This is a genomic window from [Pseudomonas] carboxydohydrogena (assembly GCF_029030725.1).
In the GTDB taxonomy this organism is placed as follows: Bacteria; Pseudomonadota; Alphaproteobacteria; order Rhizobiales; family Xanthobacteraceae; genus Afipia; species Afipia carboxydohydrogena.
This window is the reverse complement of record NZ_CP113162.1, coordinates 322,266-347,818: the sequence shown is the minus strand read 5'-3', so window position 1 is coordinate 347,818 and position 25,553 is coordinate 322,266. Positions and strand designations below refer to the sequence as shown.

Genomic DNA, 25,553 nt, shown 5'->3' with positions numbered 1-25,553 from the left:
TCAGGCACCCGTAGCTCAGCTGGATAGAGCGTTGCCCTCCGAAGGCAAAGGTCACACGTTCGAATCGTGTCGGGTGCGCCAATTAATTCAATGATTTAGATGGAAGGCTCCGCGCGCCGTTCGATGCGGCGGCAGGCGCGTCCTCAAGCCGTGCGCGCAGCGCGCGGGCGAAATGGTGCACATTCGGCTCGCGCAAAGAGTCGCCGTGGACGCCGGGCACCAGATCGACGGTGTAGGAATCGCCGTAGATCTGGTCGTAACGCTCCAGTCTGCTCTCGAACCGCCGCATCGGATTGAGGAAGCCATCTTCCGAATAGAAGAGCGCGATGGGACCAGGATAGGCGAACAACCGGAACTGCTCGATGACGACGAACAGTTTCGGCGGCCGATGACGCTCCGCCAGCCGCAGCGCCATCTCGCGCATGATCAGGCTGCCCTGACAAACGCCCGCCATCACAATCTCACCGCCGTCTAACAGGGGCAGCATCTCCTGAAGATAATATTCGGCCAATGCGCCCACCTGCGCTTCGCTGTACTCCATCACGAGATGGCCCGAGCGCATGCCGTGCACGGAAAAATCCGGCCCCAATGCATGCGCTAGCATCTCGATTTCCTCATCGAGTTGCGCGCAAATGAATAATTGGTAGCGGGCGCGCGGCGAAATGTGCGACATGATGAGCGAACCTGGCGTCCTGCGCTCGCCGCTCCAGTCGAACGTCAACTGTTTCAGCCGCTTGTAGAGCAGCCCGCTTTCGAACGATCCATCGGCGGGCATGTCGCCGGATTTCTCCTGCGTCATGGTTTCGATGGCGGCCGCCATGTCCAGCGCGTTGAGGCCGGCGTGAAACGCGCCGGGAGGCACCCGCACACCGAACGTCCGCTCGACCTCCTCGATCATCAGCAAAAATTGCAGCGAGTCGCCGCCAAGGCGATGGAACGAATCGTACACACCTATATCGAATTCCGGCGCCAGCACGGTTTTCCAGATCGCGAGCAGTTTCTGCTCGGGCTTCGTCTCAGGCGCAGTATAGACCGCGCGACTCATCGCGCGCCGGCCGAAATTCGCCAGCGCCCAGTTCCGGTCTTTCTTGCCACTCGGCGTCAGACGGATTTCCGGCACCTCGATGATCTGCCTCGGCAGCATCGCCTCCGAAAACCACGATGCCAGTCGCGCGCGGATCGATGGCAGGTCGGCGTCCGCCTCCAGCACGACGAAAGCGACCAGATCCTTCTGCTCGCGGACGGTTCGGACACAAACAACGGCGTCGCGCACGCCGGGAGCTTCCCGCAGACGGGACTCGATCTCCTCAAGTTCGATCCTGTTGCCGTTGATCTTGATCTGGTTGTCGGCGCGGCCGAGATAGAGCAGGCGGCCCCAACGGTCTTTGCGAACCATGTCGCCGGTGCGGTACAGGACGCTTTCGCGCCCCGCCCGATGCCTTGTGACGAAACTGTTCGAGCTCCCCTCGGTGCCCGCGATATAACCGCGCGCGACGCCCGGCCCCTCGAGGCAAAGCTCGCCGATCTCGCCCTTCGCGACCGGCACGAGGTTTTGATCGAGCACGAGGGTGCGCACATGTCCCAACTGCCGCCCGATCGTCACCGGCCGCTTTCTGCGGCACAAAGCAGCGGTCGCATAGATCGTCGCCTCGGTCGGACCATAGGCGTTGACAAGATGCTGGCCCCTCGCCCATCGCCGCACCAGAATGTCCGGCAAGGCCTCGCCCACCGAAACGATGCATTTCAGCGAGCGCAGCGTCTGCACCGGAACGCTCATCAGGATGCTCGGCGTCACCGACAGATGGGTGATTCTCCTGTCGTTGATGAAATCGGCCAGGCGTTGCCCGACCAGCGGCCTGATCCAGTCGGTCACAACTGCCTCTGAGCCGCCCGTGAGCGACATCCAGATTTCGCCAAGCGAGATGTCGAAACTGATCGAGGTGTTGATCGACACCCGCGCGCCGGGCCTGACCTTGAATCGTCTTGTGATGTCCTTACACAACAAAAACAGCGAGCGATGGGATATCGCGATCCCCTTCGGCTTGCCGGTCGAACCCGACGTGAAGCAGATATAGGCAGCATCTCCGCCGCGCGGCGCGAGGCTTTCCAGCGATGGCTCTCCGAACAGCGTCTCTTGCAACAGCCGCTCGATATAGCAACGCCTCACGCCGAAGGCCGGCAGATCGTGCGCGGATTGCGACCGTGTCAGCAGCACCGGCGCATGCGAGGCTCTGAGCATGTATTTCACCCGCTCGGGCGGCAGGCTCGCATCGAGCGGGAGATAGACGCCGCCGATTTTCGCGATGGCGACGATCGCGATGATCAATTCGACGGACGATGGCAGCGATACCCCCACCGTCGCACCGGGCTCGACGCCCCGTTCCAGCAAAACCACCGCGAACCGGGACGCTGTGAGATCCAGTTCGCGATAACTCAGCGTTCCGGCCTCGCCGGACACGGCGGGCGCATCGGGGTTACGTCTGACATGGCGATTGAAGAGATCGAGCACGGTCTTCGGGCGGGCGCGGCCGAGCCAGTCGGTGTCGCGTTCCCCATCGTCGGCCTCCGGAACCGAAAAAGCCCGCACCTTCCCGTTCGCGGATGGAGTTTCATTCGCGGCACCGGGTAGCGCGCCTGATTGCGATTGCGGCTCCAAAGCGAATCCACCTTTTGCGAAATCCGCCACCGCCTGCCGGATGTTGCCCGCACCGGCAACAATCAGCGTGTCGCCCCTTGAGGCAAGGCTCGATACGTTCCGCAGCAATTCTCCGGCATCGGGGAAGGCGAGCACTGTCTTCCCGGCCTCGCGCAATGCGTCCGCGAGATGATGGACGCTGACGCCGGACGTGTTCTTTTCACCAGCTCCGTCGATTTCAACGAGGCCAACGCGGTCGAATCCTTTCAGCACCTCGACATATTCAGCGAACAGACGCCGCGTGCGCGAATAGAGCTGCGGCTGAAACGCGAGACAAAGACTCCCGGAATGAGCGGCGGCCAGCTTCGCTGTTTCCAGGCAGGCCCTCAGCTCCGTCGGGTGATGCGCATAGTCGTCGATCAAACGAAGGCCATGGACCTCTCCATGCATCTGCCATCGCCGCGATACGCCGGTGAACTGCTCGAAACCGCGCCGGATCGCCGCGAACGGCACGTCGAGCGCGAGACACGCGGCAACGCACGCCAGCGCATTGCCGACCATGTGCCGGCCCGGCACCTTCAGCCGCAGCGCTCCAAGTTCCGCGCCATGGGCGATGACGGAGAATGTCGAGCCGCTGCCGTCCATTGCGATATCCGCGGCATGAACATCACACTCGGCCGAAAGGCCGAATGTCGTGACCGGCACCGATGCGGCGGCCGCGGCGTCACGCGCCCGCGCGTCCTCGCCGTTGACGATCAGCGCGCCACCGTCGCGGATTCGCCCGGCGAAATCCCGGAATGCGCCGAGCAACTTTTCCACCGAGCCATAATGCTCGATGTGGTCGTCGTCGATATTGAGGATCAGCGCGATGTCCGGCGATAATGGCGCGAGATTCTGGAACGCCTCGCAGGCCTCGAACACGAAGATATCCGAGGCGCCGCGCCGCCCCTGGGCATTGTCGAGACATGGCGAAGGCGCCCCGACGATATGGGAGGCGTCATGACCGCCGGCCCGCAGAATATTCGCGATCATCGTCGTAGTGGACGATTTGCCGTGCGAACCGGAGACCGCCACCGCGCGCGAGCCTTCGAGCAGCCGCCCGAGGCATTGCGCGCGCTTGACCATCGGAAGATCGCGTATCCGCGCTTCGGCAAGCTCCGGGTTCGAGAACGGGACGGCGTCGCTGTAGACCACCATTCCGGCGCCGTTGATGTGATCCGAACGGTGGCCGTGAAAGACCGTCGCGCCTTTCTGTTCGAGAGGACCACCGCGCGTCGCATTGAGGTCGCTGCCCGTCACCGTCTTGCCGAGGCCGAGCAGATATTCGGCAAGCCCGGTCATTCCGGAGCCGTTGATGCCGATCAGATGAATGTGCTGGGGGAGAGAGTCGCGCACTTAAAAGCCCTCGATGTCCCCTTTGAGGGCATATGCGCCGATCGACCGCAATTCCTTCATTACGAAATGACGCCCCACCGGCGACGTCCACCATTCATCCAGCGGCGGATCGTCCGCGGCGTAGGACGGCCGCATGACGTAGCGCAGATGCGCCGGCCAGACCTTGAGAGCGGTCATCAGCGCGCGCCGCATGTGATAGGGCTTCGCGGTCAGGGAAACCGTGTGGATATTGGTCCAGCCGAACGTGGCCTCGATCATCCTTGCGGAGAAGACAAAATTCTCCAGCGTGTTGCTGGAGCGATCCTCCACCCAGATCGCTTCCGCGGGAACACCGCGCTCAATCGCCAGACGCTGATAGATCCTGCTTTCCGGCTCAGCCTTGTTTTTCCTGAAAGGTCGCCATCGCCGGGGCTTGGGTCCCTTTCCGGAAATCCATATCCGCTTCGTCAGCCCGGCCTTGAACAGATCAATCGCCGGATCGATGTTTGAAGGCGTGGCGCTGCCCAGAACAAAACTCAAATCGACAGGCTGTGGCTCATCCTCGAGATGCAGGAAACGCGCGACGGCCGCCCGGACCTCTGCAACGCGTATGTCGCGGCTTGACTCCATCGGAGCCTCTCCCGTTACCGCATGACCGGCAGGCACAGCACAATCCTCCGTGTGTCCTTGCCGCTATCGACGGTTCGCAACGCTTCAGGTTTAATGTGAGAGCGTATCATGTGCCTGATTGGGGATTGAGTGCCGCGTTTCAATTCACGGATAAGCCGCCGTGCCTTTATAGCATCTGCCGCCGGCGTTGCTACTTTCGCGGCGAGGGCGGCCGAGCCGCTCCCTTCCCTCGCCTCCGACGTTGCATCCCTGTTGATGGTCGGCTTTGCCGGATCGACCCCCGATTCGCCCTCCGCCATCCGGCTGGCCCGGCACATCCGTCATGGCCATGTCGGCTCGGTCTTGTTCGTCCAGGATAACGTCGGGTCCAATCGCGATCTTGAGGACCTGGTCGCAGGCTTCAAGGCCGCGCGCCCCCGCCTGCGCCTCGCCATCGATCACGAAGGAGGCCTTGTCCAGCGGCTGATCCCGATTCACGGATGCCGTCGCCTTCCAAAGGCGTTCGACATTCCGGGGAGCATGAGCCCGTCCGAGGCACTCGATCTGTACACGCAGGCCGGCGCCGAATTTGCCGCGACCGGTTTCAACATCAACCTCGCGCCTGTGGTCGATATCTATGCGCCCGGAAACCCGGCGATCGCGAAATTCGGGCGCGCTTTTTCGTCTGACCCGAATGTCATCGCCGGCTATGCGCGCGCCTTCGTCGATGGCTTCCGTGCCTCGCGCATCGTCTGTGCCCTGAAGCACTTTCCCGGCTACGGAAACGTCATGGAAGACAACCACGACGAGCTTCCCGACATCACCAAAACCTGGTCGGCCCGCGATCTGGAGCCATACACCGCACTCCTGAACAATGGCCGCACCGACCTCATCATGGGCACGCATCTGAAACTGACCTCGCTGGATCCGCTGCTGCCCACGACGCTGTCCCGCAAAGTCACGACAGGACTGCTGCGCGAGAAACTGCGCTTTGCGGGCGTCATCATGACCGACGACATCGACATGGCCGCGCTTGCCAAAAACATGGACCGCAAAGCGGCGTTCATCGCCGCCCTCGCGGCGGGCAACGATCTGATCATGGCCAAGAACGTCACCGATCACGATCCGAATTTTCCGCTGCATGCTTTGAAATGGGTGGAGGAGGCCATCGCGGGCGGCATCCTGTCGCGCGAGGCCATCGCCGCCTCCGCGCGCCGCGTCGAAGCCCTGCCCGTTGCGATCTGAGCGTCGCGCGCGCGGCCAGATAGTTCTGGCGTCCCGACAATATATAGTTTAATATATTGTATATTGACGAATCCCGTGGGGTTTCATGAGCGCCGTGAAAATCACCGACCGCCTGACGGTCGCGAGCCAGCCCGATATCGGCAGCATCGCCGGTCTCGCGAAAGACTACGCTGCCCTGATCAACCTCCGCCCCGATGGCGAGGAAGCAGCCCAGCCCGGCAACCGTGCGGAGCATGCAGCGGCCACCGATGCCAGGCTCGGCTACGCGTTCCTGCCGGTCACGGGCTCGACGATCACCGAGGCCGATGTCCGCGCCTTCCAGCACGCGATGAATTCAGCCGACGGCCCGGTTTACGCCCATTGCAAGGGCGGCACGCGGGTGCTGACGCTCTACGTTCTCGGCGAGGTTCTCGACGGGCGAATGCGGCGCGAGGAAGTCGAGACCTTCGGCAAGGCGCGCGGTTTCGATCTCTCTCGCGCCGCGCGCTGGCTCGCGCGCCATGACGCCTGCAAGCCAGCAGTGAAAGGATTTTACGACGTCCGCACCGGCAGCATCCAGTATGTCGTGTCCGACCCCGCGGCCAAACGCTGCGCCATCATCGATCCGGTCTATGATTTCGATGAAAAGTCCGGCGCGACGGGCACCGCGAATGCCGACGCGATCCTCGCCTACATCGACAGCGAGGGATTGACGGTGGAATGGATTCTCGACACCCACCCTCACGCCGACCACTTCTCCGCCGCGCATTATCTCAAGGGCAAGACCGGGGCTCCGACAGCGATCGGCGCGCATGTCACCGACGTGCAGAAGCTCTGGAAGGCCATCTACAACTGGCCCGAACTCCAGACGGACGGTTCGCAGTGGGACCGCCTGTTCAATCAGGGCGACACGTTCAGGATCGGCACTATCGAGGGACGCATCCTGTTCTCGCCGGGCCACACCCTGGCCTCGATCACCTATCTGATCGGCGATGCGGCCTTCGTGCACGATACGATCTTCATGCCGGACTCCGGCACGGCGCGGACCGATTTTCCCGGCGGCAGCGCGCAGACATTATGGGCTTCGATCCAGCAGATTCTGGCGCTGCCCGACGACACGCGCCTGTTCACAGGCCACGATTATCAGCCTCACGGACGCCATGCCCGCTGGGAGAGCACGGTCGGCGAGCAAAAGCACGCCAACCCTCACCTTGCCGGAATTAATGAGGCCGCCTTCATCCGGCTGCGCGAAGCACGCGACAGAACGCTGCCGATGCCGAAGCTCATTCTGCACGCGTTGCAGGTCAACATTCGCGGCGGCCGCCTTCCCGAACCGGAAGCCAACGGCAAACGCTATCTCAAATTTCCGCTCGATGCGCTGGAGGGTTCGGCATGGTGAGCCGCGCGGGAGCGGCGGCGCGGGTTCTCGCGCGGCCGATGGATATCGAGGCCAACGCCAACGAGGCGGCGGCGCTTCTGAAAACCCTGAGCCATCCGGGACGGCTCGCGCTCGCCTGCGCGCTGGCCGAAGGCGAATATTCCGTGGGCGCGCTGGAGGAGCGGGTCGGCATCCATCAGCCGAGCCTGTCGCAGCAGCTCGGCATCCTGCGCGACGCCGGCGTGGTCAAGACGCGGCGCGAGGCCAAGCAGATCTTCTATCGGTTGACGGAGGCCAAGGCGGCGCAACTGATCGAAGCCCTGCATGATATCTACTGCCGGAAAGGAAAACGGAGATGATGTCCTATTGGCCATCGCTCGCTGGCGGCATGCTGATCGGCCTGTCCGCCATGCTGCTGCTGTTTATCAACGGCAGGATCGCGGGCATCAGCGGCATCGTCGGACGGCTTCTCGGCGGCCAGCAGATCGGAACGAATGCCGCTTTCGTTGCCGGGCTTCTATGCGGGCCGTGGCTTTATGCGGCCATGACCGGGCACCTGCCGCCGGTGACGATTGCCGCGTCGGCTCCCGTTCTCGTGTTGGCCGGGCTTCTCGTCGGCATCGGCACCCGCATGGGATCGGGTTGCACCTCGGGTCACGGCATTCTGGGGCTGGCGCGATTCTCGAAGCGCTCGCTCGTCGCGACGTCGATTTTCCTCGCGACGGGAATAGCCGTCGCCACCATCATGGGGGCATTGCGATGAACGCCATGCTTCGCCTTCTCGTCGCTCTCGCGGCAGGCGCGATATTCGGATTCGGATTGTCGATGTCCGGCATGGTCGATCCCGCGCGCGTGATCGGCTTTCTCGATCTCGCAAGCGGCCACTGGGACCCGAGCCTCGCTTTCGTGCTCGGCGGCGCGCTTCTTGTCGCACTTCCCGGCATGGCGCTCCAGCGCAGGATGACACGGCCCGCGCTCGATGATTGCTTCCATCTTCCAACAACCACCATCATCGATCCCCGGCTCATTGCCGGTTCTGCCGTTTTCGGAGCGGGCTGGGGACTCGCCGGCTTCTGTCCCGGTCCCGCGGTCGCGTCGCTTTCGATCGGCCTCGCGCCTTCCTTCATTTTCGCAATCGCCATGGCTGCGGGCATGATGCTGTACGACCGCATGCTGGCCGGATAACTCGTTTGGCGTTATGCTCTCTTGTCAACGAGTGTGCCGCCATGACCCCCGCTCCCAGGCTAGACGTGATGCAATGGTTCAATGTCGCAGCGCCGCTGACGCTCGAAGAACTGCGCGGCCGGGTCGTCGTTCTTCACGCCTTCCAGATGCTGTGTCCGGGCTGCGTTCAGGCCGGCATTCCGCAGGCCCAGCGCATCGCCAACATCTTCTCTCCCGACAAGGTTGTCGTGATCGGGCTCCACACCGTGTTCGAGCATCACGCCGCCATGACACCCGTCGCGCTGGAGGCGTTCCTGCATGAATATCGCATCGATTTTCCGGTCGCGGTCGATCGGCCCGGTGAAACCACGCCGATCCCCCACACCATGGCGGCCTATGGCATGACCGGAACGCCGAGTCTGGTGCTGATCGACCGGGCGGGCCATATCCGCAAGCACACGCTGGGGGCCGAGGACGACCTGCGGGTGGGCGCCGATATCGCCTTGTTGACCGCGGAACCCGGGCCAGCAGGTTGATTTTCCTTGGAAAGATGCATATAGGATGCATCATTCGATCAAGGGTTACCCATGTCGGAATCTGTCATGTCAGCGGCCGAGCGGCGCGCCGAGATCACCAGCGCGATCCGCGCCGAGACGGGAATCGACGAAGCCCTGATCGACCGCATCGTCGATGAGTTCTACAGCCGCGTCCGCAACGACGATCTGATCGGCCCTATCTTCAACCAGCGCATCGCCGATTGGGGCCCGCATCTGCGGCAAATGAAGGCCTTCTGGTCCTCGGTCGCGCTGATGAGCGGGGAATATCACGGGCAGCCGATGCGCAAGCATCTGCCGCTGCCGGTGGACGCGCAGCATTTCGACCGCTGGCTGCAACTGTTCCAGGAGACCGTGAACGATCTCTGCACGCCGAAGGCCGCCGAGCACTTCATGGAGCGCGCGCGACGCATCGCCGAAAGCCTCGAACTGGGGATCGCGGGCGCCAATGGCGTGATGCTGGCCAAAGGCGCCCGCTTCAAGCGAGTCGAATCTTCCATTTCCTGAGCGGCGTCAGTTCGTGACGTCGATCCGGGCTTTCATGTTGGGATGAAAGCGACAGTAGTATTCGACCTCTCCCGCCTTCTTGATCACCAGCGTCGCCGACTTCTTCGGTGGAATCAAAACATCCCAGTCGCCCTTCACCGTCGCGGTGTGAGCGAGAATGTCGTTGTTGACCCATTCGATGGTGTCGCCGACCCTGGCCTTCACCACCGCCGGCGAAAACACCAGTTTGTCGATGGTCACGCGCACCGTCTCGGCATGCGCCGGAGCGCTGCCGAGGACAGTCGCGACAATCATGGGCACAAGCCAATAGCGCGCCGCAAGCATGCTAGCTTCCTTTCGCTCGTGGCAGGGACAGCGCGTTACTTCAGATCCGCGAGCGTATGCTCGGCATGCTGCAAATGGCCCTCGAAAATCTTCAGGCCGGTCTCCAGCAGGCTTTTCAGCTCGGCATTGCTCGACGAAGGGATCAGCAGCTTGGCCAGCGCGCCATCGACCGCCTTGTGGAAGGCCACTTCGTTGGCGACGTAAGCCTTGTCGTAGGCCGCGCCGCTCAGCTTGGCGAGTTCGGCCTGCTTGTCCGCCGCCTGCCTGGCGAGCGAGCGGCTGGTGTCGTTGTCTTCCGGCGTGACCTTCAGCTTGTTGACGAGATCGAGCGCCTGCTTGTTGACAGCCTCGTGATCGCGAACCATGTCCTTGGCGAAGGCGATGACTTCCTTGTTCTTCGACTTCGACAGCGCCTGCTTGGCGGCGGCAACATCGATCACGCCGGCGGTATAGGCGATGTGCGCGATCTGCGGATCGGTGAGCTTGGCGCCCTGCGCGAAAGCGGACGTGCTCAAAAGGCAAATGGCGGCAACGGCCGCGCTGAGTTTGACCAACATAATGCTGCTCCAGTGGCCGCCGTGGAATAACGGCGGGCGACGACACTTGGGTCGTATGTCCGTTGGATGCAGCCGCGCGGCAAAGGTTACGCAACCTTAAAAAATTATTTTATCGGCCGCCGCGCCTCATACCGGCGCGCGGCCTTCCTCCATCGCGGCGGCCGCCTTCAGGCTGTCGGCATCGCGGAAGATCGAGGCCACCGCCAGCGTCTTGCCGTTGAGCTTGTATTCAAGGAGGCAATCATGCGCCATGATCTCGCCATGCACGACGATCTCATCCCACTTTTCCGCATGGCCGACATAGTTGATCGGAATATCGTAGTGCTGGCTCCAGAAGAACGGCACGGCATCGAATGCCTCATGCGCCCCGAGCATGTTGCGCGCGGCCACCTGCCCCTGACGCTCGGCCACCACCCAATGTTCGACGCGGATGCTTTCACCCGAATGAGGGTCCGGCCAGCGCGCGATGTCGCCCGCCGCATAGATTCCGGGCGCGCTGGTTTGCAGATAGCGGTCGACGACAACGCCACGGTCGATCGCAAGTCCCGCCTTCTCCGCAAGCGCGAGCCGCGGCTTGACACCGACCCCGGACACGACGAGGTCCGCCGCGATCACTTCGCCGCTCTTGAGCACGACGCCGCGATCGTCGATCGCGCTGACGCCTGCCTCAAGATGGAAAATCACGCCATGCTCCTCGTGAAGGGCACGCACGCACCGTCCCATCCCGGGGCCGAGCACCCGCTCCATCGGAATTTTCTCGGGCGCAACGACATGGACCTCGATGTCGCGCGCCCGGAGTGACGCAGCCACCTCCAGCCCGATAAAACTTGCGCCGATCACCACCGCGCGGCGCGCATCCTTCGCACTGGCGATAATCGCATTGCTGTCGGCCAGCGAGCGCAACACATGCACGTTCGGACGGTCCGCGCCGGGCACCGGCAAACGATTCGGCTCCGCGCCCGTCGCCAGCAGCAGCCGGTCATAAGCGAGCCGCGCACCATCCTTCAACACGACCGCTTGGCCCGTAACATCGATACTGTCGGCTTCGACGCCAAGCCGCAGGTCGATTTTCAGGTCGCGGTAGAAATCCCCGGAGCGCAGTGGAATCCAGTCCGCCTGCGCACTACCGGCGAGATAATCCTTCGACAGATTGGGGCGATCGACCGGCGCGGACGCCTCGCTCGACAGCATGACGATCTCGCCCGCGAACTGTTCACGGCGCAACATTTCCGCCGCGGCAAACCCCGCCGCGCCGCCGCCGACGATGACGATTTTGTCCGGCGTCTCCTTCAGCACGCGCGGCCGGACCGGACAGGGCGCGACCTTGTCGCCGACGAACACCTTGCCGTCGCGCTGTTCCACCTTGAACCGCGCAATCGGGTCAAAGGCCGGCGCCCGCGTCGCCTCGCCGGTGCGTAGATCGAAACAGGCATGATGCCACGGACAGCGGATGCTGTTGCCGACGACCAACCCGTCCGCCAGCGGCCCATGATAGTGCGTGCAGTGCGCGCCGACCGCGAAGATATCGCCGCCGGACTGGACCAGCAGGACCTCCTCGTCGCCGACATGGCCCAGCAACTTGCCGCCGGAAAGTTGCGCCAGTTCGACGCCGCCGGCGAGATCCGGGCCCTTGGGTGCATCATCCTGCTGCATGGCGACTACCTCCGCTCTAGTCCCGTTCCGCGGTCATGCTCAAAAATTCCTGCCGCGTCGCCGGATTGTCGCGGAAGCAGCCGAGCATCCGGCTGGTGACGAGATCGGTGCCGGGCTTGTGGATGCCGCGCGTCGTCATGCAATGATGCTGCGCCTTGATCAGCACCGCAACGCCTTGCGGCTTGAGCACGTCATTGATGGTGTTGGCGATCTGCGCGGTCATCTTCTCCTGGATCTGGAGGCGCTTGGCGTAGATCTCGACAACGCGGGCGAGCTTGCTGATGCCGACGACACGGCCGTTCGGGATATAGGCGACCCAGGCCTTGCCGACGATCGGAGCCATGTGGTGTTCGCAATGGCTCTCGAAGCGAACGCCCCGCAGCGTGATCATTTCGTCATAGCCCTCGATTTCCTCGAAGGTCTTTTGCAGCACCGTCACCGGGTTCTGGCTGTAGCCGATGAAGAACTCCTCGAAGGCGCGGGCGACGCGGCTCGGCGTCTCGATCAGGCCATCGCGCTTCGGATCGTCGCCGGTCCAGCGGATGATGGTGCGGAACGCATCTTCCACCTCGGCGCGATCCGGCCGCTCGGGGGCGGTCACATCCCGCTCGCGTTCAAGCAGCTTGACGTTGGAAATCATAACGATCGTCTCCTTCGGCGCCATGCGCCGCGTTCATCTGATGATTGGACAAAAACGGATGGATCAAACAAGGCCGAGCCGCTGCATGACATTCTGCGTCATGCGCTCGCAGCGCTTGCCCGCGAAGGGGAATGCGTCGAGCATCACCGGGCCGATCTCGCGATCGAGATGCTCGCGGACGAGCTTGCGCGCGCGGTGCAGCCGCGTCTTCACCGTCTCGATGCGGATGCCGAGCAGTTCAGCCGTGTCCTCGACACTCATGCCCTCGATCACCCGCGTCACGAACACCGTGCGATAGACATCCGGCAACTCGTCGGTCACCCGCTCGACAAGACGAAGAAGCTCGCGCTGGGCCATGGTGCGTTCCGGATCGGTTCTGGCGGTGTTTGGAAATTGAATGATCTCGGCCGCCTGACCGGGCGTCTCGACCTCGGCCAACTCGGCCATGGGGCGGCGGTTGCGCAGCCGTCCGAGCGATTCGTTCATGACGATGCGCGACAGCCAGGTCGACAGGCTGGACTCGCCGCGAAATGCCGCGAGATGCGTGAAGGCGCTGACATAGGCTTCCTGCACCGCGTCTTCCGCCTCGGTATCGTTGCGCAGGATACCCCGCGCGATCCGGTAAAGCCTGCGGTTGTACTTGGTGAGGATCGCGCGAAAGGCGCGCGCATCGCCGCCCCGCGCAGCGTGGACCAGCACCTCGTCGCTTGTGGTTTCGTCCAGCGCCGGAAGCCGCGCCTGATTATGAGAGTCGGTCATCCCTGTTCTCCATGCTGCCTGTTAGATGGAGCCACACGGAAAAGGTTACACACTTTTTTCCCCGAAGCGGAACCGGAGCCTCTTAACCAATCAAATCGCGGCGAACGCTAAATATTCTCTCTGGCCGCGTTCTGCGCCGCCGCGAGCTTTTTGCGCAGCGCACGGTTTTCCTCGAATTTTTTGGTCACGTCACGCATCACCGCCGCCGTGCCGTTGGGTTTGCCGTCCGGCCCGAACAACACCACCATGGTGAATTCGACGGAAATGCGGGTGCCCGCCTTGTTCAGCGCCGGCACCGCCAGAAGGTCGCCATGCGAATAGCGGCTCTGCCCGCTTTCCATCACCTTGTCATAGCCTTCCCAGTGCCGGGCCCGGAGGTTCTCGGGAATGATGATATCGAGCGATTGTCCGACGGCCTCGTTCTCGGCAAACCCGAAGATTCGCGCCGCGCCCGGATTCCAGAAGGTGATGGCGCCATCCTTGCCGGTCGCAACGATGGCATCCGATTCCGAAGAGAGGATGGCGTCCCCGAGTGCCGTGCGAAAGTCCATGACTGATACCCCTGATGCAATTCCACCTGGCAAAGGCGTCGATCAGGCCGGGGAATATTGTCTACGGTCGCGGCGTCTCAGCTATGCCGTTGTCGCAGACAGCTTCTTCCTGCGCAAGAAATATGACAGCCGGTCGGTTTCCGCCGAGAGCGCGTTGCCGCGCGTGCGCATCAGATCCTTGCGCGTCATCAGGCCGACCAGTCGTCCGCTGACGCGATCGACGATCGGGACGCGGCCTGCCTCCGTCGCCACCATCCGGTCAGCGAGTGCGGCCACCTGTTCATCGGGATAACCTGTCACCACCGACGAATCCGAGATGCAATCGAACAAAGTTTCATCCGTTTCGGGATTCTCCGCACGCCAGCGCAAGATGTCGCGGCGGCCGACGACACCGACCACGACGCCATTTTCATCAATCAGCGGATAGGATTTATGCAGCGGCGGCGTATCGCCGCAGAAGAACGCCACCGCCTCGTCCACCCGCATGCTCGCGGGCAACGTATCGACGTTCTTCACCATGACGTCCGACACGCGCAGCAACTCGAACGGATCGATGCTGTACTCGCGCACGACATGCTGGCCGCGCCGCGCGATCTTCTCCGTCAGGATCGAACGCTTCAGGAGCAGCACCGTCAGCGCATAGGCGGCGCCGGTGCAGACCAGCAACGGTTCGAGCAGGCCGAAATGGCCCGTCAGTTCCACCGCGAACATGATGCCGGTCAGTGGCGAGCGCATGGTGCCGCCCATCATCGCCGCCATGCCGAGCAAGGCCCATGCCCCGGTATCGCCCGGCAGGACCAGACCTTCCAGCCATGCGAGGCATCCGCCGAAAATCAGCAGCGGCGCCAGCACGCCCCCGGAGGTGCCCGAGGCCAGAGCAATGATCCAGATCGCCGATTTGACGATCAGGATCGTCAATACCTGCGAGGTGACGATCCTGTCGTTCAACAGGCCCGCGATGATGTCGTAGCCGACACCGAGCGCGCGCGGCTCGATCAGGCCGCCCAGCCCGACGAGCAGGCCGCCGATCGCCGGCCACCACATCCAGTGAACCGGAAGCCGCTCGAACAAATCCTCGGCCTTGTAGAGCACCGCGGTGAGCAGGCCCGATTGCAGGCCCCCCACAATACCAACCGCGATATAAAGAAAGACGCCCCACCACGGCAGATCGAGATGGCCCGCGAACGGAAACAGCGGCCCATGACCGATGATGAACGGACGCCAGGCCGCGGACACCACGCAGGCGGCGATCACGGGAATGAGGCTGCGCGGCTTCATCTCGAACAACAGCAATTCGACCGACAGCAGCATCGCCGCGATCGGCGTGCCGAAAATCGCGGTCATGCCGGCGGCCGCGCCCGCCACCAGCAGCGTCTTCCGTTCCGCGGCGCTCATATGGAAGCACTGCGCGAACAGCGAACCGATCGCGCCGCCGGTCATGATGATCGGCCCTTCGGCGCCAAACGGGCCGCCGCTGCCGATCGAAATCGCCGACGACAGGGGTTTCAGGACTGCGACTTTTGGCTGCATGCGGCTGCCGCCAATCAGGATGGCCTCGATCGCTTCCGGGATGCCGTGACCGCGAATTTTCTCCGATCCGAAACGTGCCATCAGGCCGATGATGAGCCCGCCCAACCCCGGTGCCAGCACCATCCAGAGACTCGGCCTGAGGCCCGCAAGTGACAGATTCGCCGTACTAAATGTCTGCAACCAAACCAGATTCGTGACCAGCGCGATCATGTGCAGCAAGACCCATGCGGAGGCTGCACCGCCGCTGCCGACCAGAAGCGCCATCGCGACCAGAACCAGTACGCGTTTGTCGGCGGTGAAGTCGCCAAGCCTCGGCGCCACATTGGAAGAACGTGACATATTCGTAAGGATCCGAAATAGGATTGAAATTACCGAAAGCGCGCGGTAAGGCCTTTCGGGCGGGTCACGTCAATATATCGCTATACGATAGAAGGCAACGGGGTCAGGAATGGCAAAATCAACAAAGAAAACCGCAAAATCGGCACAACTTCGCATTTCGGCACAAAAGCGCATATCTGCCCTGCCCCGCAGCGTGGTCATCAAGGACAAGGATTATTTCATACTGGCCTCGTTCCGCCGCGAGTTGCGCAATTTCCTCAATTTCAGCGAGCAGGCGGCGCAAAATCGCGGCCTGACGCCGAAACAGCATCAGGCGATCCTGGCGATTCGCGGATTTGAGGATGAGAACGGCGTCACAGTCGGCGACCTCGCCGAGCATCTTCACCTCAAGCACCACACCGCGGTCGAACTGGTGGACCGGCTGGTCCGGGCCAAGCTCGTGGTGCGCAAGACCGACCGGGAAGACCGCCGCCGCGTGCTGCTGAACCTGACCGCGAAGGCCGATGCCGCGCTCAAGGGGCTGTCCGGCATTCACATGGCGGAAATCCGCCGCAACGCGCCGGGCATGATCAAGCTGCTGAAGCAGCTGAGCTGATATTTCCGGCGTTCAGCGCGGCGTGATATCGCCGCGCTCGCTGTCGGGCGCTTCCGCCGTCGCTTCCTCGACATGGTAGCGCTTGACGAGCGGCATCTGCGCCATCGCGAAAACCATCGTCAGCGGCAACACTCCGAAGGCCTTGAACGCCACCCAGAAGTCCGTGCTCTGGGTGCGCCAGATCACCTCGTTCAGCACCGCCATGGCCGCGAAGAACATCGCCCAGCGGATCGTCAACAGCCGCCAGCCCTGTGGCGTGAGGTTGAACACCTGATCGAACAGCACCGCGATGAACGATCGCCCCAGCATCAGACCCACGAACAGCGTTCCCGCGAACAGCGCGTAGATGATGGTCGGCTTGATCTTGATGAACGTCTCATCATGCAGCACGAGCGTCAGGCCGCCGAACACCAGCACGATCACCGCCGTGACCAGCGCCATCAGCGGCACATGCCGCACCACCACATAGGACGCGATCACCGCGACAACGATCGCCACCATGAACGCGCCCGTCGCCACGAACAGGTTGAATTTGGCATTGGCGGCAAAGAAAATCAGCAGCGGGCCAAGCTCGGTCGCGAGCTTGAACAGCGGATGGGGCGCGCGCTTGTCCATGATCCTGATTATCCCTGTCCCGCATCCTTGCCCGCGATCGCGAGCGCGAAATCATGCGCGGTGAACGGCGCGAGGTCGTCGATGCCCTCGCCGACGCCGATGAAATGCACCGGCAGTCTGTAGGTTTCCGAAATCGCAACCAGGATGCCGCCGCGCGCGGTGCCATCGAGTTTGGTCATCACAAGCCCGGTGACGCCCGCCGTCTTGCGGAACGCCTCGACCTGCGACAGCGCGTTCTGCCCCACGGTGGCGTCCAGCACCAGCAGCACCGCATGCGGGGCGACGGCATCGACCTTCCTGATGACGCGCGCGACCTTCTCCAGCTCGACCATCAGTTCGGCCTTGTTCTGCAACCGCCCTGCGGTGTCGATCAACAGCACGTCGCGATTGTCCGCTTTCGCCTCGCTCGCCGCGTCGAAGGCAAGGCTCGCCGAATCCGAGCCGTGCGCGCGCGCCACCACCGGCACGCCCGTGCGCTCGCCCCAGACTTTCAGTTGTTCGATGGCGGCGGCGCGGAATGTATCGCCCGCCGCCAGCATCACCCGGCGGCCTTCCGCCGTGAACTTCGCCGCGAGCTTGCCGATGGTCGTGGTCTTGCCCGAGCCGTTGACGCCGACGACCAGAATGACGAACGGCTTCTGGCTGTCGTCGATGACCAGCGGCTTCGCCACCGGTGCGAGCACCTTCTCCACCTCGGCGGCGACGATCTCCTGAACATCCTGCGCCGACACATCCTTGTCGTAACGCCCCTCGCCGACCTTCGCCGCGATCCGCGCCGCGACTTCGGTTCCAAGATCGGCGCGCAGCAGCACGTCCTCGATATCCTCGAGCATGGCGCGGTCGAGCCTGCGCTTGCTGACGAGATCGGTAAGCGCGCCGCCGATCGAGCCGGACGTGCGCCTGAGCCCGGCGGACAGCCGCTGCCACCAGTTCTGCTTCGGTTTATCCTGCGGCGTATCTGTCATATGCGGACTGTCAACATTGCGGGGGGTGTGTTACCCGGTTCACGCCAAAAACGAAAGCCGCACGTCATTATGGATACGCCACAGCCGACCGCCGGGGAGATGCAGGCGCGCGTGCTTCATCGCGACGGCCTGATGCTGGTGATCGACAAGCCGGCCGGGATCGCCGTGCATAAAGGTCCCAAGGGCGGCCCCAATCTCGAAGCCTCGTTCGACGCGCTGCGCTACGGCTTGCCGCGCCCGCCCGTGCTGGCACATCGTCTCGACCGCGACACCTCCGGCTGTCTCGTGCTCGGCCGCCACCGCAAGGCGACCGCCTCGCTCGGGCTGCTGTTCAAGCACGGCAAGATCGGCAAGACCTATTGGGCCGTGGTCGAAGGCGGCCCTGCGGAGAACGAAGGCGAGATCGACATTCCGCTCGGGCGGCTCGATGAAACACGCGGATGGTGGCAAAAGCCCGATCCGAACGGCCTGCCCTCCCAGTCACGCTGGAGCGTGATGGGACGCGGCGATGGCCTGACATGGCTTGCACTGGAGCCTGTCACCGGTCGCACCCACCAGTTGCGCGTGCATTGCGCGGCGATGGGCTTTCCCATCGTCGGCGACAACATCTACGGCAACGGTCCGCGCTTCGGCGAGCCGAGCCTGCATCTGCATTCGCGCGAGATCGTCGTGCCGCTCTCAAAGAACAAGCCGCCAGTGCGCGTGGTCGCGCCGGTGCCGTTGCATTTGCATGAGCGGCTGCGTGCGTGTGGATGGAACGGCGAAGACGTGCACGCACCGGAGCAGGTCGCGTCACACGCTTAAGCGTGCGCCGTCATGACCCGCAATGGTCATGGCCCGCACGTCGCCCGCAATGCCGCCTTCAATCGCAACGGGCAGGAAATGCTCGGTGCGGCCCTGTACAGCACTCTCGATCAGAATGTGACGGGTCTTGCCTGACTCGCTCGCAAGCCGCCGTTGCAGCGCCGCCTCACCCGCGTCACGCAACCGCTTCGCGCGTTCCCTGACGACGCGCCCCTCGACCTGCGGCATCTTCGCCGCCGGCGTGCCGGGCCGCTTCGAGTACGGGAACACGTGCAGGAAGGTGAGGTCGCAATCATCGACCAGCGCCAGCGACTGCGCAAACATCGCCTCCGTCTCGGTCGGAAAGCCCGCGATCAGATCGGCGCCGAAGGCTGTGTCCGGCCGCAGCCGCCGCACCTGATCGCAGAACGCAATGGCATCGCCGCGCGAATGCCGCCGCTTCATGCGCTTGAGAATGAGATCGTCACCCGCCTGTAGCGACAGATGCAGATGCGGCATCAGACGTTCGTCGTCGGCGATCACATCGAGCAGGTCGCGATCCGCCTCGACGGAATCGATTGACGACAGCCGCAGCCGCTTCAATTCCGGCACATGCTTGAGGATCTGTTTGACCAGCGCACCCAGTTTCGGCGCGCCCGGCAAATCTGCGCCATAGCTCGTGATATCGACGCCGGTCAGCACGATTTCGGGACAGCCACCCTCCACCAGCTTGCGGACCTGTTCGACCGCAGGCCCCATCGCCACCGAGCGCGAATTGCCGCGCCCATACGGAATGATGCAGAAGGTGCAGCGATGATCGCAGCCGTTCTGCACCTGCACGAAGGCGCGCGGCTGACCGTTGTGAAATCCATCCACCAGATGCGGCGCCATCTCGCGCACCGCCATGATATCGGCGACCGCGACTTTCTCGCCGTCATCGAGATCGAACGCGCGGCGCGTGTCCTGCCATGCAGAGGCGCGCATCTTGTCGTCATTGCCGAGCACGCGATCGACTTCCGGCATGCCTGCAAACATCTGGGAATCGGTCTGCGCCGCGCATCCGGCGACGATGATTTTCTTTGACGGCTGCTCGCGCCGCAATCGCCGGATGGTCTGGCGCGCCTGCGCCACCGCCTCGCTGGTCACCGCGCAGGTGTTGACGATCACCGCATCCTGTACGCCCGCGCGACCGGCTTCGGCACGCATCGTTTCCGATTCGGCAAAATTGAGACGGCAACCGAAGGTGACGAGTTCAACCGGCATCACGCCAGCGCCGAAAATAATTCCGGATCGAACACGCCTTCATATTCCAGCACCGCAGCGCCGGTCATCAGCACATGGTCGTCGCGCTCGCGCCATTCGATGGTGAGGTCGCCGCCGGGCAGACTCATCCGCACGATACGGTTGGTGCGCTTGAGCCGCGCCGCCGCCACCGCCGTGGCGCAGGCCGCCGAACCGCACGCCTTGGTCAGGCCCGCGCCGCGCTCCCATGTCCGCATCCGGATATGGTCGCGATCCACGATATGCGCGAGCGTGATGTTGGCGCGCTCGGGAAAGATCGGGTGATTTTCCAAAAGCGGCCCGAACCGTTCGAGATCGTAGGCGTCGATGTCATCCACCCAGAAGATCGCGTGCGGGTTGCCCATGCTGACCACGGACGGCGAATGCAGTACCGGCGCATCGATCGGCCCGACCTGCAATTCGATGTAGCGCGTGTCGCGGAATTCTTCCGCCAGCGGAATGTCCTGCCAGCCGAACTTCGGCGCGCCCATGTCGACCGTGTAAAGATCGGGTGACGGCCCCTGCCAGCAATTCAGGAGTCCCGCGCGCGTCTCGAAGGTCGCGGCGGTCTCGCCGCTTTCGCCGAACACGCGCCTGGCGACGCAGCGCATGCCATTACCGCAGGCGCCCGCCTCCGAGCCGTCATTATTATAGATGCGCACAAAGGCCTTGGTGCCGGCCAGCTTCGGCTTCTGCAACACCATCAATTGATCGTAAGGCACGCCATTCGGCGCGGCGACGGCGCGGGCCTCGGCCGCACTGATCTGTGAATCGGACTTGCGGAGATCGACGAGAACGATCTCGTTTCCGATTCCGTTCATCTTGGCGAAGCTATGGTTTGCGAGCACGGTCATGTCAAAATCCAGGCGCTTTATATGGCGAGGATGGCGGCAATGACCAGCCCGCCAGACACCCGCTTTTCGATGACCTGACGCCCCTGCCCCGCCATGCTACGCTTCTCCCACGCAAGCCCCCATAAAATGGAGATTTCCGGATGACGTCCCGCCCGACCCGACTGGTTTTGCTGGTCCCGATCGCTCTCGTGGCGGCCTCCATGGCGGTTCTTCCGGTCTCCGCGCAAGCGCCCGCGGCTCCCACGACCCCCGCGCCCGCGACGGCCGACAAGCCGGTGACGCCTCCCACGACACCTGCGCCTGCGCCCGATCCTGCCCCCGCGACCACTCCGGCGCCTGCGGCCACCCCTGCTCCGGCGACGCCGCCCGAATCATCCGCGCCTGCCGCTCCCGCTGTACCCGCCACGCCGCCTGCGGCAACCACGCCCGCGCCTTCTTCACCCGCGACCGAGGCCGCGCCTCCCGCCAAGGTGCAGACCGCCGATCCGTTCGGCGAGGAAACCACGCTGACCGCGAAAAAGGTCGTCGTGCTGAAAGGCAAGGCGGTGTGGGACTCGGCTTTCGAGACGCTGACGGATTCGATCAAGACGCTGAACACCCTGCTCGCCAAGCAGAAGATCGATCCCGCAGGCCCAGTGCTGATCGTCTACACCTCGACCGACGACGCCGGTTTCACCTTCCAGGCCGAAATGCCGGTCAGTCAGGAGCCGAAGAATCTTCCCAAGACCATGAGCATCGGCCAGTCGCCCGAAGGCAAGGTGCTGAAGTTCGTCCATCGCGGCTCCTACGACAACATGGACAACACCTACGAGGCCATCACCAACTATCTCGATGAGAAGAAGCTGGAAGCCAAGGACAGCTTCATCGAGGAATACGTCACCGATCCGCTCAAGACCGAAGAAGACAAGCTCATCATCAACGTCTTCGTCCCCCTGAAATAAGGAGTCCATCATGCGTTGTCTCGTTGCCGCCGCATGTCTCGCGCTTGCCTCGCCCGCATTCGCCGAAGCGCTGCCACCCGCGATCTCGGTCAGCGGCCAGGCCACCGTTTCGGCCGCGCCCGATCTCGCCGAGATCGAGGCCGGCGTGACCACGGAAGCCAAAACCGCGCGCGCCGCGAGCGAAGCCAACGCCAAGGCGATGAACGCCGTGTTCACCGCTCTGAAAGGAACCGGCATCGCTCAGAAGGATGTCCAGACCTCGCAGATCTCGCTGCAACCGCAGATGACCAGCCGCAACAATTCGAGCGCGCCTCCGCAGATCACCGGCTATCGCGCGACCAACCGCGTCAGCATCACATTGCGCGACCTCGCCAAGATCGGTGACACCCTTGATGCGCTGGTCGCATCCGGCGCCAACGACATCGGCGGTATCGGCTTCTCGGTGTCGCAATCCTCGAAGCTGCTCGACGAGGCCCGCGCCAAGGCACTCGAAGACGCGCACCGCAAGGCTGCGATTTATACCCAATCCGCAGGCGTAACTCTCGGCGGACCGCTCAACATCTCCGAAGGCGGCGCACCGCCGCCGATGGCTTTCCGCACCATGAAAGCCAGCATGGATGCCGCGCCGACTCCGATCGCGGCGGGCGAGCAGACGCTGCGGGTCTCGGTTCAGGTGACCTACGAGATCAAGCCGAAGACGCCGTGAGGGCGGACCGGAATCAGCCGCCCGTCATTGCGAGCGAAGCGAAGCAATCCAGCGACCTAAGATAGTATTGGCTACTGGATTGCTTCGTCGCTGAAGCTCCTCGCAATGACGACCTTGCAACCTAAATCTCAAACACCTGTCCCGGCTTCAACGCGACGAATTTTTCGCGCGGCACCTTCGCCTCTCCAAGCGCCGCATCGAGCGAGCGGGCCGGTGCGTCGATCGCCTCGTCGGTCAACTGGAACGTGCCGTGATGATGCGCCAGCGCCTGCGCGGCGCCGCAATCGACCAGCGCCTTCACCGCGTCGGACGGATTCATGTGCATGTCGCGCATGAACCAGCGCGGCTCGTAGGCCCCGATCGGCAGGATCGCAAGCCGCAACGCGCCGTGCGCCTCGCGCACGCGGCGGAAGTGACCGCCATCGCCATAGCCGGAATCGCACACGATGTAGATTTTGCCCGCGGGCGTCTCCAGCACGAAGCTCGCCCACAGCACCTTGTTGCGGTCGAACAGGCCGCGCGCGCTCCAGTGCCGCGTCGCCGCCAGCGTCACCGCGACGCCGCCGTTGCCGATCTCGACGCGCTGATTCCAGTCATGAGCTTCCGCGCGGATCGCATCGTCATGCCCGCGCATCGTCACGTCATTGCCGAGCGGCGTGATCACGCGCGGCGAGAACTTTGCCGCGAGCCTTGAGAGCGTACGCATATCGAGATGATCGTAATGGCCGTGCGACACCAGCACGGCATCGATCGGCGGCAGCGCATCGAACGCGATGCCTGGATCGTTGACGCGCTTCGGGCCTGCGAAGCTGAAGGGCGAGGCCCGCTCCGACCACACCGGATCGACCAGAATGTTCAGCCCGGCCGTCTGGATCAGCCAACTCGCATGACCGACGAAGGAAAGCCGGACCTGTTTCCCATCAACATTCGATGGCGGCACATCGGCAAACCCGCTCGGCGCATGGTCCGGCCATTTCGCCGGATGGCTGGAGAAGCGCCAGCGCAGCAGGTCGGCCAATGGACGAGGCGGCGCGCCGTGGGGATCGAAAAAGCGCAGGCCGTCGAAATGGTCCGAGACCGGGCCGTGATAGGTTTTCATGCCGGAAGCCCATGCCGAGAACCCGCCCGCGGTGGCGCCGAGGCCAGCCAGAGTTCCAAAAAAGCCGCGGCGGGTGATTTTCATGGCCGCGATAGGCCCCCAAATCGCATCGAGAAGCAAATAACGGCTCCGCGAAGCGCCTTTCCGGCCACAAAATCTGTGTTTTCCGCTCTTTTCTTGACTTTCGGCGGATGCGGGTATTTAACCGCGCCACTTCTCGAAAAGGCTTTCTTTTCGACCCGCCGCCCGGTGCGAGACGCCGGAGGTCAACGCCCGACAGCGCGATGCGCCCTCGGGCGCAAAAGTGTTTGGATCATTGCTCCATCCGGGGCGCAACGGGATACGACGCAGCGATGTTCGACAATCTGTCGGAAAAGCTCGGAGGCATACTCGACAAGCTGACGCGGCGCGGCGCGCTGTCGGAAGCCGATGTCGATGCCGCGATGCGCGAAGTGCGCCGTGCGCTTTTGGAAGCGGACGTGGCGCTCGATGTCGTGCGCTCGTTCACCGACAAGGTCCGCGAACAGGCCATCGGCGCCACCGTCGTCAAGTCCGTGACGCCGGGCCAGATGGTCGTGAAGATCGTTCACGACGAACTGGTGGCGACGCTCGGCTCCGACGGCCAGACCATCGACCTCAATGCGCCGGCACCGATCGCGATTATGATGGTCGGCCTGCAAGGCTCCGGCAAGACCACGACCACCGCGAAGCTCGCGCGCCGCCTCACAAGCCGCGACAAGAAAAAAGTCCTGATGGCCTCGCTCGACGTCTACCGTCCGGCGGCGCAGGAACAGCTCGCGGTGCTCGGCCGCGACCTTTCCATCGAGACGCTGCCGGTCGTCGCGGGCCAGATGCCGCAGCAGATCGCGCAACGCGCGCTGCAAGCGGCTAAGCTCGGCGGCTACGATGTCGTGCTGCTCGACACCGCAGGCCGCACCACGCTCGACGAGGAGATGATGCGCGAGGCCGCAGCGGTGAAAACCGCTGCCAATCCGCATGAAGTGCTGCTCGTCGCCGACTCCCTCACCGGTCAGGACGCCGTCAATCTCGCGCGCGCGTTCGACGAACGCGTCGGCCTCACCGGCATCGCGCTGACCCGTGTTGATGGCGACGGACGCGGCGGCGCCGCGCTGTCGATGCGCGCGGTCACCGGCAAGCCGATCAAGCTGATCGGCACCGGTGAAAAGACCGACGCGCTGGAAGACTTTCATCCCTCGCGTATCGCCAGCCGTATCCTCGGCATGGGCGACATCGTCTCCTTGGTCGAAAAGGCCGCCGCCAACATCGACGCGGAGAAGGCGGCGCGCGTCGCCGAAAAGATGCGCAAGGGCAAGTTCGATCTTGCCGACCTGCGCGAACAATTGGCCCAGATGCAGAATCTCGGCGGCCTCGGCGGCCTGATGGGCATGATGCCCGGCGTCGCCAAGATGAAGAACCAGCTCGCCGCCGCCAATCTCGACGACAGGATCGTCAAGCGGCAGATGGCGGTGATCGATTCGATGACGCGCGGTGAACGCAAGAACCCCGACATTCTGAAGGCGAGCCGCAAGAAGCGCATCGCCGCGGGCGCGGGCGTCAGGGTCGAGGACGTCAACAAGCTCCTGAAGATGCACCGGGGCATGGCCGACATGATGAAGGCCATGGGATCGGGCAAGCGCGGGCCGATGGCCGGCCTCGCGCAGATGATGGGCTTTGGCGGCGGCATGCCGTCGCCCGAACAGATTCAGCAATTGAAGGACCAGATGCCCCAAGGGTTGCCGCAAGGCCCCGGCGGCATACCGTCATTGCAGAAAGACTTTCCAGGCCTGCCCTCGGGATTGGGCGGCCTCGGAAAACCAACATTGCCGGGACTTGGGAAATCTCCACTCGGAGGATTTCCGGGACTGGGCAAGAAGAAATAACCCCACTTACACAAG

General features: G+C 63.5%; 26 protein-coding genes and 1 tRNA gene. 13 read left to right on the top strand and 14 right to left on the bottom strand.

The window, feature by feature from the left end:
* Nucleotides 1–4: 4 nt before the first annotated feature.
* A tRNA-Arg gene (locus AFIC_RS01670) sits at nt 5–81 on the top strand.
* A gap of 1 nt (nt 82) precedes the next feature.
* Here AFIC_RS01670 and murC read toward each other — a convergent pair.
* Nucleotides 83–4,030 carry a UDP-N-acetylmuramate--L-alanine ligase gene (gene murC, locus AFIC_RS01665; protein ID WP_275247466.1) on the bottom strand — a complete coding sequence of 1,316 codons (3,948 nt, stop codon included), beginning with the start codon at nt 4,028–4,030 and terminating at the stop codon, nt 83–85.
* Nucleotides 4,031–4,639, bottom strand: a complete 609-nt coding sequence (locus tag AFIC_RS01660; protein WP_275247465.1) for a YdcF family protein — start codon at nt 4,637–4,639, stop codon at nt 4,031–4,033.
* Between the two features lie 255 nt (nt 4,640–4,894).
* Here AFIC_RS01660 and AFIC_RS01655 point away from each other — a divergent pair, with 255 nt between their 5' ends.
* From AFIC_RS01655 to AFIC_RS01625, 7 genes are all read left to right on the top strand, one after another.
* Nucleotides 4,895–5,863 (top strand): glycoside hydrolase family 3 N-terminal domain-containing protein, encoded by a 969-nt coding sequence (locus tag AFIC_RS01655; RefSeq protein ID WP_420833355.1) that lies wholly within the window; start codon nt 4,895–4,897, stop codon nt 5,861–5,863.
* An 85-nt stretch (nt 5,864–5,948) separates the two neighbouring features.
* Nucleotides 5,949–7,241, top strand: coding sequence for a bifunctional sulfur transferase/dioxygenase Blh (gene blh, locus AFIC_RS01650; protein WP_275247463.1), 1,293 nt, complete (start codon nt 5,949–5,951; stop codon nt 7,239–7,241).
* A complete protein-coding gene (gene bigR / locus AFIC_RS01645) occupies nt 7,235–7,579 on the top strand; it encodes a sulfite-sensing transcriptional repressor BigR (RefSeq protein WP_275247462.1) in 345 nt (114 codons plus the stop codon). The genes blh and bigR overlap by 7 nt, the downstream gene beginning before the upstream one ends.
* Nucleotides 7,576–7,983, top strand: a complete 408-nt coding sequence (locus tag AFIC_RS01640; protein ID WP_275247461.1) for a YeeE/YedE family protein — start codon at nt 7,576–7,578, stop codon at nt 7,981–7,983. Before bigR ends, AFIC_RS01640 begins: the two co-directional genes overlap by 4 nt.
* Nucleotides 7,980–8,405 carry a YeeE/YedE family protein gene (locus tag AFIC_RS01635; protein ID WP_275247460.1) on the top strand — a complete coding sequence of 142 codons (426 nt, stop codon included), beginning with the start codon at nt 7,980–7,982 and terminating at the stop codon, nt 8,403–8,405. The genes AFIC_RS01640 and AFIC_RS01635 overlap by 4 nt, the downstream gene beginning before the upstream one ends.
* A gap of 41 nt (nt 8,406–8,446) precedes the next feature.
* Nucleotides 8,447–8,920, top strand: coding sequence for a TlpA disulfide reductase family protein (locus AFIC_RS01630; protein WP_275247459.1), 474 nt, complete (start codon nt 8,447–8,449; stop codon nt 8,918–8,920).
* Between the two features lie 66 nt (nt 8,921–8,986).
* Nucleotides 8,987–9,445 carry a group III truncated hemoglobin gene (locus AFIC_RS01625; RefSeq protein ID WP_275247458.1) on the top strand — a complete coding sequence of 153 codons (459 nt, stop codon included), beginning with the start codon at nt 8,987–8,989 and terminating at the stop codon, nt 9,443–9,445.
* A 6-nt stretch (nt 9,446–9,451) separates the two neighbouring features.
* On the opposite strand, the gene AFIC_RS01620 is transcribed toward AFIC_RS01625, so the two are convergent.
* The 7 genes from AFIC_RS01620 to AFIC_RS01590 form a co-directional block, all read right to left on the bottom strand.
* Complete coding sequence (locus AFIC_RS01620) at nt 9,452–9,769, bottom strand: cupredoxin domain-containing protein (protein WP_275247457.1); 318 nt, start codon at nt 9,767–9,769, stop codon at nt 9,452–9,454.
* Nucleotides 9,770–9,804: 35 nt separating this feature from the next.
* Nucleotides 9,805–10,326 (bottom strand): DUF4142 domain-containing protein, encoded by a 522-nt coding sequence (locus tag AFIC_RS01615; RefSeq protein ID WP_275247456.1) that lies wholly within the window; start codon nt 10,324–10,326, stop codon nt 9,805–9,807.
* Between the two features lie 126 nt (nt 10,327–10,452).
* On the bottom strand, nt 10,453–11,979 hold the full coding sequence (locus AFIC_RS01610) for an FAD-dependent oxidoreductase (protein ID WP_275247455.1): 1,527 nt from the start codon (nt 11,977–11,979) through the stop codon (nt 10,453–10,455).
* Nucleotides 11,980–11,995: 16 nt separating this feature from the next.
* A complete protein-coding gene (gene folE / locus AFIC_RS01605; protein WP_275248605.1) occupies nt 11,996–12,619 on the bottom strand; it encodes a GTP cyclohydrolase I FolE in 624 nt (207 codons plus the stop codon).
* Nucleotides 12,620–12,682: 63 nt separating this feature from the next.
* Entirely contained in the window at nt 12,683–13,378 is a 696-nt protein-coding gene (locus tag AFIC_RS01600; RefSeq protein WP_275247454.1) for an RNA polymerase sigma factor, read from the bottom strand.
* A 107-nt stretch (nt 13,379–13,485) separates the two neighbouring features.
* Nucleotides 13,486–13,929, bottom strand: coding sequence for a PAS domain-containing protein (locus AFIC_RS01595; protein ID WP_275247453.1), 444 nt, complete (start codon nt 13,927–13,929; stop codon nt 13,486–13,488).
* Between the two features lie 81 nt (nt 13,930–14,010).
* The gene (locus AFIC_RS01590) at nt 14,011–15,798 is read right to left on the bottom strand and encodes a chloride channel protein (RefSeq protein ID WP_275247452.1); all 1,788 of its coding nucleotides are present in this window, start codon (nt 15,796–15,798) and stop codon (nt 14,011–14,013) included.
* 109 nt (nt 15,799–15,907) lie between these two features.
* Between AFIC_RS01590 and AFIC_RS01585 the strand changes: the two genes are divergently transcribed.
* Nucleotides 15,908–16,393 carry a MarR family winged helix-turn-helix transcriptional regulator gene (locus AFIC_RS01585; RefSeq protein WP_275247451.1) on the top strand — a complete coding sequence of 162 codons (486 nt, stop codon included), beginning with the start codon at nt 15,908–15,910 and terminating at the stop codon, nt 16,391–16,393.
* 12 nt (nt 16,394–16,405) lie between these two features.
* Here AFIC_RS01585 and AFIC_RS01580 read toward each other — a convergent pair whose 3' ends face one another.
* Nucleotides 16,406–17,008: a septation protein A gene (locus AFIC_RS01580; protein ID WP_275247450.1), complete on the bottom strand. Its 603-nt coding sequence runs from the start codon at nt 17,006–17,008 to the stop codon at nt 16,406–16,408.
* A gap of 8 nt (nt 17,009–17,016) precedes the next feature.
* Nucleotides 17,017–17,973, bottom strand: a complete 957-nt coding sequence (gene ftsY / locus AFIC_RS01575) for a signal recognition particle-docking protein FtsY (protein ID WP_275247449.1) — start codon at nt 17,971–17,973, stop codon at nt 17,017–17,019.
* 69 nt (nt 17,974–18,042) lie between these two features.
* On the opposite strand from ftsY, the gene AFIC_RS01570 reads away from it, so the two are divergent.
* A complete protein-coding gene (locus AFIC_RS01570; protein ID WP_275247448.1) occupies nt 18,043–18,777 on the top strand; it encodes an RluA family pseudouridine synthase in 735 nt (244 codons plus the stop codon).
* Here AFIC_RS01570 and mtaB read toward each other — a convergent pair.
* Nucleotides 18,766–20,019: a tRNA (N(6)-L-threonylcarbamoyladenosine(37)-C(2))-methylthiotransferase MtaB gene (mtaB, locus tag AFIC_RS01565; protein WP_275247447.1), complete on the bottom strand. Its 1,254-nt coding sequence runs from the start codon at nt 20,017–20,019 to the stop codon at nt 18,766–18,768. The genes AFIC_RS01570 and mtaB overlap by 12 nt on opposite strands.
* Entirely contained in the window at nt 20,019–20,891 is an 873-nt protein-coding gene (gene dapF, locus AFIC_RS01560; protein WP_275247446.1) for a diaminopimelate epimerase, read from the bottom strand. Before dapF ends, mtaB begins: the two co-directional genes overlap by 1 nt.
* Before the next feature lie 140 nt (nt 20,892–21,031).
* Here dapF and AFIC_RS01555 point away from each other — a divergent pair, with 140 nt between their 5' ends.
* Both AFIC_RS01555 and AFIC_RS01550 read left to right on the top strand, forming a co-directional pair.
* Nucleotides 21,032–21,832 carry a GyrI-like domain-containing protein gene (locus tag AFIC_RS01555; protein WP_275247445.1) on the top strand — a complete coding sequence of 267 codons (801 nt, stop codon included), beginning with the start codon at nt 21,032–21,034 and terminating at the stop codon, nt 21,830–21,832.
* A gap of 10 nt (nt 21,833–21,842) precedes the next feature.
* Complete coding sequence (locus tag AFIC_RS01550; RefSeq protein ID WP_275247444.1) at nt 21,843–22,538, top strand: SIMPL domain-containing protein; 696 nt, start codon at nt 21,843–21,845, stop codon at nt 22,536–22,538.
* Nucleotides 22,539–22,659: 121 nt separating this feature from the next.
* On the opposite strand, the gene AFIC_RS01545 is transcribed toward AFIC_RS01550, so the two are convergent.
* Nucleotides 22,660–23,721 carry an MBL fold metallo-hydrolase gene (locus AFIC_RS01545; protein ID WP_275247443.1) on the bottom strand — a complete coding sequence of 354 codons (1,062 nt, stop codon included), beginning with the start codon at nt 23,719–23,721 and terminating at the stop codon, nt 22,660–22,662.
* Nucleotides 23,722–23,990: 269 nt separating this feature from the next.
* Between AFIC_RS01545 and ffh the strand changes: the two genes are divergently transcribed.
* Nucleotides 23,991–25,538 carry a signal recognition particle protein gene (ffh, locus tag AFIC_RS01540; protein ID WP_275247442.1) on the top strand — a complete coding sequence of 516 codons (1,548 nt, stop codon included), beginning with the start codon at nt 23,991–23,993 and terminating at the stop codon, nt 25,536–25,538.
* The last annotated feature ends 15 nt before the right edge of the window (nt 25,539–25,553 follow it).

Coding starts and splice junctions, on each gene's coding strand:
- AFIC_RS01580 (WP_275247450.1), bottom strand. CDS start 17,008: ATGGACAAGCGCGCGCCCCATCCGCTGTTCAAGCTCGCGACCGAGCTT.
- bigR (WP_275247462.1), top strand. CDS start 7,235: ATGGTGAGCCGCGCGGGAGCGGCGGCGCGGGTTCTCGCGCGGCCGATG.
- AFIC_RS01660 (WP_275247465.1), bottom strand. CDS start 4,639: ATGGAGTCAAGCCGCGACATACGCGTTGCAGAGGTCCGGGCGGCCGTC.
- AFIC_RS01625 (WP_275247458.1), top strand. CDS start 8,987: ATGTCAGCGGCCGAGCGGCGCGCCGAGATCACCAGCGCGATCCGCGCC.
- AFIC_RS01595 (WP_275247453.1), bottom strand. CDS start 13,929: ATGGACTTTCGCACGGCACTCGGGGACGCCATCCTCTCTTCGGAATCG.
- AFIC_RS01545 (WP_275247443.1), bottom strand. CDS start 23,721: ATGAAAATCACCCGCCGCGGCTTTTTTGGAACTCTGGCTGGCCTCGGC.
- AFIC_RS01550 (WP_275247444.1), top strand. CDS start 21,843: ATGCGTTGTCTCGTTGCCGCCGCATGTCTCGCGCTTGCCTCGCCCGCA.
- AFIC_RS01615 (WP_275247456.1), bottom strand. CDS start 10,326: ATGTTGGTCAAACTCAGCGCGGCCGTTGCCGCCATTTGCCTTTTGAGC.
- AFIC_RS01620 (WP_275247457.1), bottom strand. CDS start 9,769: ATGCTTGCGGCGCGCTATTGGCTTGTGCCCATGATTGTCGCGACTGTC.
- blh (WP_275247463.1), top strand. CDS start 5,949: ATGAGCGCCGTGAAAATCACCGACCGCCTGACGGTCGCGAGCCAGCCC.
- mtaB (WP_275247447.1), bottom strand. CDS start 20,019: ATGCCGGTTGAACTCGTCACCTTCGGTTGCCGTCTCAATTTTGCCGAA.
- dapF (WP_275247446.1), bottom strand. CDS start 20,891: ATGACCGTGCTCGCAAACCATAGCTTCGCCAAGATGAACGGAATCGGA.
- AFIC_RS01600 (WP_275247454.1), bottom strand. CDS start 13,378: ATGACCGACTCTCATAATCAGGCGCGGCTTCCGGCGCTGGACGAAACC.
- AFIC_RS01655 (WP_420833355.1), top strand. CDS start 4,895: ATGGTCGGCTTTGCCGGATCGACCCCCGATTCGCCCTCCGCCATCCGG.
- AFIC_RS01630 (WP_275247459.1), top strand. CDS start 8,447: ATGACCCCCGCTCCCAGGCTAGACGTGATGCAATGGTTCAATGTCGCA.
- AFIC_RS01635 (WP_275247460.1), top strand. CDS start 7,980: ATGAACGCCATGCTTCGCCTTCTCGTCGCTCTCGCGGCAGGCGCGATA.
- AFIC_RS01555 (WP_275247445.1), top strand. CDS start 21,032: ATGACGTCCCGCCCGACCCGACTGGTTTTGCTGGTCCCGATCGCTCTC.
- AFIC_RS01640 (WP_275247461.1), top strand. CDS start 7,576: ATGATGTCCTATTGGCCATCGCTCGCTGGCGGCATGCTGATCGGCCTG.
- AFIC_RS01610 (WP_275247455.1), bottom strand. CDS start 11,979: ATGCAGCAGGATGATGCACCCAAGGGCCCGGATCTCGCCGGCGGCGTC.
- ffh (WP_275247442.1), top strand. CDS start 23,991: ATGTTCGACAATCTGTCGGAAAAGCTCGGAGGCATACTCGACAAGCTG.
- AFIC_RS01570 (WP_275247448.1), top strand. CDS start 18,043: ATGGATACGCCACAGCCGACCGCCGGGGAGATGCAGGCGCGCGTGCTT.
- ftsY (WP_275247449.1), bottom strand. CDS start 17,973: ATGACAGATACGCCGCAGGATAAACCGAAGCAGAACTGGTGGCAGCGG.
- folE (WP_275248605.1), bottom strand. CDS start 12,619: ATGATTTCCAACGTCAAGCTGCTTGAACGCGAGCGGGATGTGACCGCC.
- AFIC_RS01590 (WP_275247452.1), bottom strand. CDS start 15,798: ATGTCACGTTCTTCCAATGTGGCGCCGAGGCTTGGCGACTTCACCGCC.
- AFIC_RS01585 (WP_275247451.1), top strand. CDS start 15,908: ATGGCAAAATCAACAAAGAAAACCGCAAAATCGGCACAACTTCGCATT.